This window comes from Arthrobacter agilis (assembly GCF_002953615.1).
Classification (GTDB): domain Bacteria; phylum Actinomycetota; class Actinomycetes; order Actinomycetales; family Micrococcaceae; genus Arthrobacter_D; species Arthrobacter_D agilis_B.
The window spans coordinates 3,457,563-3,459,806 of record NZ_CP024915.1; the positions used below are offsets into that span (position 1 = coordinate 3,457,563).

The following is a 2,244-nucleotide window of genomic DNA, read 5'->3' on the forward strand; positions in this document are numbered from 1 at the left end:
TGAGGTCCGCGTCGACGACGTCGTGGCCGGCCTGCTGCAGCCGGCGGATCCCGGCGGAGAAGGCATCGGTGGCGGCGCTGTCCAGGCTGATGTCCATCGCGCCGGAGAAGGGGGAGGCTGTGCTGACGCCGATGCGGAAGCGGCCCTCGGCCCGCAGCGCGGCCTCGGTGAAGGACCCGGGGTAGCGGGACGCCGCACTCGTGGGCCGGTAGTTTGGCTCCCGCACGAGGGCATCGAGCATCAGCCCGGCGTCCACGGCCGAGCGGGCGAGCGGGCCGGCGACGACGAACTGGCCGAGGTCCGCCTGTCCCGAGCCCGACGGCACGCGGCCGCGGTTCGGCTTGAGGCCCACCAGCCCGGTCGCCGCCGCCGGGATGCGGATGGAACCCCCGCCGTCGGTGCCGGGCGCGAAGGGGACCATCCCGGCGGCGACGGCGGCGGCGCTGCCGCCCGACGATCCGGCCGGGCTGAGGCGACGGTCCAGGGGGTTGCGGGCCGGTGGGGCGATCCGGTTCTCGCTGTAGCAGCTCAGTCCGAACTCGGGGACCTGGGTCTTGCCCAGGCTGATGGCGCCGGCCCGGCGCAGCACCGAGGCCAGCGGGGCGTCCTGCTCGGCGACGGCGTGGTCGAGGGCCGCCGTGCCCAGGGTGGTCCTCACGCCGGCGACGTCGGTGAGGTCCTTGTGTGCCAGGGGCACGCCGTGGAGCGGGCCGAGGGCAACCCCGGACGCACGCAGCCGGTCGGCGTGGTCGGCGGCCCGCAGGGCGTCGTCGTGGGTCACGGTGACGAAGGAGCCGAGGTCGGGGTTGAGGGTGTCGATGCGCCGGAGGAAGTGCTCGGTGACCTCGCGGGCGCTGACCGCGCCGCGCACCAGCGCGTCGCGGAGTGTGAGTGCGGAGAGTTCGTGGAGTTCGCTCATGGGTTCCCAATCGGAGGCGGGCGGTTCCGGGACCCGCCGCGCCATGGGCCCGTGAAGAAACGACAAGGACAACTATAGGAGCCGTTCCCCCGCCCGGTGCGGCCGTAGCAATGGCGGCACCCCACCGGGCCGTGAAAAGGTAGGCGCATGAGCGAACCCCAGAACGTACCGGTGACGGCCGTGCCCGACGACGCGAGGATCCTCGACGTGCGCGAGGACTACGAGTGGGAGGCGGGCCACGTCGACGGCGCGCTGCACATCCCGCTCGACCAGCTTCCCGCCCGGCTGGGTGAACTGGATCCGGACGAGGACCTGCACGTCATCTGCCGCAGCGGTGGCCGCTCCCAGCGTGCAGCCCAGTGGCTCGAGGGCAACGGCTATACGGCGGTCAACGTCAGCGGCGGCATGGGTGCCTGGCTCGAGGCCGGCAAGCCGATGGTGTCCGAGACGGGCAGCGAGCCGACCGTCCTGTGACTCGGTCCGATTCCTACGCCTACCTGGGCCCTGAGGGGACCTTCACGGAAGCCGCACTGCTCCAGGTGCCGGGGGCGGAGGACGCACGCCGTGTCCCGGCGTCGACGGTCGGCGCGGCGCTCGACGCCGTCCGCTCCGGAACCGTGGATGCGGCGATGGTGCCCATCGAGAACTCCGTGGAGGGCGGGGTGAGCGCCACCCTCGACGCCATCGCCGTGGGTGAGCCGCTCCGGATCCTGCGCGAGGAGCTCGTGCCGATCACATTCGTGCTGGCTGCCCGTCCGGGCACGCCGCTCGACGCCGTCCGCCGCATCGCCACGCACGGCCACGCCTGGGCGCAGTGCCGCAACTGGGTCGACGCTCATATACGCGAAGCGGAATACTTCCCGGCGTCGTCGACCGCCGCGGCCGCGTACGGGCTGGCAGACACGGATGCTGGCTACGACGCCGCCATCTGCTCCCCCCTCGTCGCCGGGCGCCTCGGACTCGCGGTCCTCGCGGCCGACATCGGGGACGTCACCGACGCCGTCACGCGCTTCGTGCTGGTGGGCAGGCCGGACGCCCTGCCGCCACGCACAGGGGCCGACAAGACAACCCTCGTGATCCCCCTGCCCGACGACCACCCGGGTGCGCTGATGCAGATCCTCGACCAGTTCGCGGCGCGCGGCGTCAACCTGAGCCGCATCGAGTCCAGGCCCACGGGCCACTTCCTCGGGGACTACTTCTTTAGCGTCGACGCCGACGGCCATGTCGAGGACGCCCGTGTGGCCGACGCCCTCAAGGGGCTGCACCGGATCAGTCCGGGACTGCGCTTCCTCGGGTCCTACGCCCCGCGTTCAACATCGCCGCGG

Annotated in this window: 3 protein-coding genes; 2 read left to right on the forward strand and 1 reads right to left on the reverse strand. The window is 72.7% G+C overall.

Going from position 1 to position 2,244, the window contains the following annotated elements; translation table 11 throughout:
• Positions 1–919: amidase (locus tag CVO76_RS17065; protein WP_208740241.1), on the reverse strand; the 919-nt coding region annotated here is incomplete at its 3' end.
• A 147-nt stretch (positions 920–1,066) separates the two neighbouring features.
• Between CVO76_RS17065 and CVO76_RS17070 the strand changes: the two genes are divergently transcribed.
• Both CVO76_RS17070 and pheA read left to right on the forward strand, forming a co-directional pair.
• On the forward strand, positions 1,067–1,393 hold the full coding sequence (locus CVO76_RS17070; RefSeq protein WP_133080073.1) for a rhodanese-like domain-containing protein: 327 nt from the start codon (positions 1,067–1,069) through the stop codon (positions 1,391–1,393).
• A partial coding sequence (pheA, locus tag CVO76_RS17075; protein ID WP_208740242.1) for a prephenate dehydratase occupies positions 1,390–2,244 on the forward strand: 855 nt, incomplete at its 3' end. The genes CVO76_RS17070 and pheA, both read left to right, overlap by 4 nt.